4 protein-coding genes are annotated in these 4,267 nt (G+C 65.5%); 1 reads left to right on the top strand and 3 read right to left on the bottom strand.

The genetic code is table 11. The features are described 5' to 3' along the window. The first annotated feature begins 243 nt into the window (after positions 1-243). Entirely contained in the window at positions 244-489 is a 246-nt protein-coding gene (locus H926_RS0117705; protein WP_022677497.1) for a hypothetical protein, read from the top strand. Between the two features lie 116 nt (positions 490-605). On the opposite strand, the gene H926_RS0117700 is transcribed toward H926_RS0117705, so the two are convergent. The 3 genes from H926_RS0117700 to hflK form a co-directional block, all read right to left on the bottom strand. Continuing rightward, positions 606-2,162, bottom strand: coding sequence for a Do family serine endopeptidase (locus H926_RS0117700; RefSeq protein ID WP_028658191.1), 1,557 nt, complete (start codon positions 2,160-2,162; stop codon positions 606-608). A 117-nt stretch (positions 2,163-2,279) separates the two neighbouring features. Then, the gene (gene hflC, locus H926_RS0117695; protein ID WP_022677495.1) at positions 2,280-3,122 is read right to left on the bottom strand and encodes a protease modulator HflC; all 843 of its coding nucleotides are present in this window, start codon (positions 3,120-3,122) and stop codon (positions 2,280-2,282) included. After that, positions 3,122-4,267, bottom strand: a 1,146-nt coding sequence (hflK, locus tag H926_RS28515) for a protease modulator HflK (protein ID WP_022677494.1), incomplete at its 5' end; no start/stop codon positions are given. The genes hflK and hflC, both read right to left, overlap by 1 nt.

Here is a 4,267-nt window from a genome sequence, read left to right as displayed (position 1 = left end):
CGAGCGACGATCTGCTCGATCGCGCCACTGGCCGCACCCGCCAGACGCCCAGGCCAGCCCAGCCGGCAGTGCCCCGGCCGCCGGCCACCAAGCCGCCGCCAGACCGTCGGGCGCAGGATTGGCAGGGCTATTGAAACCTGTGACAGCATGAAAATGCCACCGGGGCGCGAACCATTCGCGCCCCGGTTCGTTTGTGCCCCATGATCGGCGGCCTTGCTGGCTGCCGCAGATGGAGGTTGAGCGATGAGCATATTCCATTGGGCCGCCGCCGCAGTGGCGGGCTACGTCATCTATCGCAGCGTCCGCAACAAGGACGGCGAGAGCGCCGCGCCGGCCGCGTTTGCCCATGGCGAAACGCCGGGCGACAATTTTGCCAAGGTGCGCTCTGCCGGGGTAGAGGGCATGCGCTCTGATCCGCCTAAGTGGGACAAGCAGGACCAGGTGGTGGACGAAAGCTTCCCGGCCAGCGACCCGGCAGCCAACTATTGATGGCTTGCTGACGGCAGGGTGAGGGCGCTGCGTGCGCCCCACTCTTCACAAACAAAAAGGCCGGCATCCCGCGTGGGGATGCCGGCCTTTTTATGCTTGGCTAAGCGGCCTGGCGATCAGCGCAGGCGGATCGGCAGATAGATCGCCGGCTGGCCGGCGCGCTGCACGCGCAGGAGCACGGCTTCGCGATTTTCGGCCTTGGCCTGGCGGACCACGGCTTCCAAATCGGCGACGGTCGCCAGCATGCGATAGTTGGCCGAGAGGATGATGTCGCGGCGCTGCAGGCCCTTAGCCCCAGCGTCAGACGAGCTGTCCACCCCGGTAACGACCACGCCGCGCGTATCCTCGCTCACGCCCAGCTGACGGGCGATCTGCGGGGTGAGCGGCACAGCGCCGATACCCAGCGACTTTTGCAGCGCGCCCGTTGCCTGGGCCTGCTTCTGCTGCTGCTGGCCATCGCTGTTGTCGCCCAGGCCGTTGTCGTCCTGCTGGTCCTGGTCGAAGCTCTGGTTGGCGAGCTCTTCCTCGGTCGGGCGCTTGCCGACCACGGCATTGACGGTCATCGGCTTGCCGTTGCGCACCAGGTCGATGGCCACGGTCTTGCCCGGGGCGGTGTTGGCAACGATGAACGACAGCGTCTGGTCGGGCTTGACTTCCTTGCCATCGACGCGGGTGACCACGTCGCCTGCCTGGATGCCGGCCTTGGCCGCGCCAGCGCCCGGTTCGACCGACTGGATGAATTCGCCACGGTTCTTGGGCAGGCCCAGCGAGGCGGCAAGATCATCGTTGATCGGCTGGATGCGCACGCCGAGATAGCCACGCTCGATCGCCTGGCCGTTCTTGAGCTTTTCCACGATCGGCGCGGCGATTTCGGCGGGAATGGCAAAGCCGATGCCGACGCTGCCGCCAGTGGGCGAATAGATCGCGTTGTTGATGCCGATCACGTTGCCGGCCATGTCGAACATCGGGCCGCCCGAGTTGCCGCGGTTGATCGAGGCGTCGGTCTGGAGATAGCGGTCATAGGCGCTGCCCGAGCCGGTGGCGCGATAGACGGCCGAGATGATCCCCTGCGTCACCGTGCCGCCCAGGCCAAACGGGTTGCCGATGGCGATGACCCAGTCGCCCACGCGGGCCTTGCGCGAATCCCCGAACTTGACGAACGGGAACGGCTTGTTGCCGGTGATCTTGAGCACGGCGAGATCGGATGCGGCATCCTTGCCAACCAGCTTGGCGGGATATTCGGTGCCATCGGGCGTGGTGACCGAGATGGATTCCACTTCACCCTGGCCATCGGCGGTGATCACGTGGTTGTTGGTGACCACATAGCCATCGGCCGAGATGATGAAGCCCGAACCGAGCGACTGTGCCTCGCGCGTGCTGCCGCCACCCTGGCCGCCCTGGCCACCGCCGAACAGATCGCCAAACGGCGTGCCGGCAAAGGGGTTGTTGTTTTGGACCTTGACCCGCTGGCGCGTGGAGATGTTGACCACGGCGGGCTGGAGCTGGGCCGTCAGATCGGCGAAGCTGGACGGCGCACCCTGGCGCGGGGTGATCGCCTGAATCTGCGAACTGTCATTCTGCGCTACCTGGGCGCCGGCCGGAAAGCCCGTTGCCAGCGTGAGCGCGCTGCCGGCGAGAAGCAGTGCCGTAGTCACTCCATAAGCGTATCGCACGAGGGTTGATCCTTTATTCGCTTGTTGCTTGACGCGGCGTGAGGGAAAACCGCGCCCGATCCGGGAGCCGTTTCACGCTTCGTCGCATGAACGGACTTTGAATGGAACAGGTTCCGATCAGTCGCCCTTGAAACGCTTCAGATAGCGGTTGTCGGGCGAAAGGATGATGCTGGTATTGCTGCCTTTCTGGGTGAAGGTGTAGTCATAGCTCTGCATGGCACGGTAAAAGTCATAGAATTCAGGATCCTTGCCAAAGCTGGCCGCATAAATACGGGCTGCTTCCGCTTCGGCCTGGGCGCGAATGATCTGCGCATTCTTTTGCCCTTGGGCGGCAATCGTGGCCGCTTCCTGGGCGCGGGCGGTCGCCATGCGGGCAAAGGCGGATTCCAGCGGCGTGCCATCGGGCAGGTCGGCGCGCTTGATCCGCACGTCGATCACCTGGGCGCCGTATTCGCGCGCCTCGCGATCGAGCCCTTCGCGGATGCGGGCCATGGCCTGGCCGCGTTCGGGGGTGAGCAGCGAGGCAAAGGTGCGCTTGCCCAGTTCCTGGCGCAGCACCGAATTGAGGATCGGCTGCAGCTGCTGTGCCACGCGGTCGACCGTGCCGGCGGTCTCGTACATCTTGATCGGATCGATCACGCGAAAGCGGGCATAGGCATCCACTTCCAGGCGGCGCTGGTCGAGCGAGGTGACCTGCTGGCGTTCCATATCGACATCGAGCACGCGGCGATCGATGCGCACTGCCTGTTCAAGGAACGGAATGCGCCAGACCAGGCCCGCGCCGGTGCGGCCGAAATCGGCATTGGGGGCATAGCGGTTGATCACGCGCACCGGCTGGCCGAGCCGCACGATCACCACCTGTTCGGTTTCGGGCACGGCGATCACGCACATCATGACCAGCACCGCCAGCGCGACCAGCCCGGCGACGATGCGCTGGTTGAGCGAGATGAACGGCTGCATCAGCGTTGCCCCCCCTGGCGGTTGTCATCCGGGGCGGGCGGCGGCGATTGCCGCAAGGCGGGCAGCGGCAGATAGGGCACCGTACCTGGTGCTTCCACGATCACCTTGTCGGTCTGGCCCAGAACGCGCTCCATCGTTTCATAATACATGCGCCGCTTGGTCACTTCCGGGGCCAGCTTGTACTGTTCATAGACCTTGTCGAAAGCGGCGGCTTCACCCTGGGCGGCGGCCAGCTTCTTTTGCGCCCAGCCTTGCGCCTCGTTCACATCCCCCTGCGCCTTTTGCTGCGCGGCGAGCACTTCCTTGAACGCGTCGACGACCTTGGCCGGCGGATCGATCTTGGTGATTTCCACGCCCTGGATCTTGACCCCGGAGCGATAGGCATCGAGCACGCGCTGCATCTTGTCGCGAACGCTCTGCTCGATCGTGGCGCGGCCGGTGCCCATCGCGTCGTTGAAGTTCACCTCGGCAATGGCCGCGCGCATCGATGCCTCGGCCACTTCGCGCACGGTCTGGTCTGGATCGGCCAGCTGGAAAGTATAGAGCTTGAGATCCTTGATGTTCCAGCGCACCAGATAGTTGAGGTTGACCAGGTTCTGGTCACCGGTGAGCATCAGGCGCTCGCCATCGCCTTCGGGAATGGTCTCGCGCTGGATCGAGGTGACATCGCGCGTATCGACCGACTGGATCGGCCAGGGCAGCGTGAACGAGACGCCAGGGCCAAGCGTGCGCGAATACGAGCCGAACGTGGTGACCACGCCCTGTTCCTGCGGAGCAAGGCGGTGCATGCTCGATCCGCCCAGCCAGAGCAGGACGACGGCGGCAATGCCGATCGGCCACCACGATTTGCCATCGGGCCGCTGCGGCAGGCGCAGGTTGGGGCCACGGCCGCCGAGCAGCGGGCCAGTGGGGCCGCCATTGCCGCCACGGCCGCCCCCGTTTCTCCCGCCGTTGCCGCCACCTTTGCCGGCGCGGGCTCGAAAGATGTCTTCGATGCTGGGCGGACGGCGCGGGTCTCCGGCTGGTGGCAGCCAGGGATTGCGCGGGGCATCTCCGCCAGGGGCCTTGCTGCCTGTGCCCTTTGCCGGCTTGGCCTTGTCATCGTTGGGCGTGTCGCTGCTGGCGCCTGGCGAGCCGGGTTCTGC

The sequence above is a fragment of the Novosphingobium sp. B-7 genome (assembly GCF_000410615.1).
Taxonomy (GTDB): domain Bacteria; phylum Pseudomonadota; class Alphaproteobacteria; order Sphingomonadales; family Sphingomonadaceae; genus Novosphingobium; species Novosphingobium capsulatum.
This window is presented reverse-complemented; position numbering and strand designations above follow the sequence as displayed.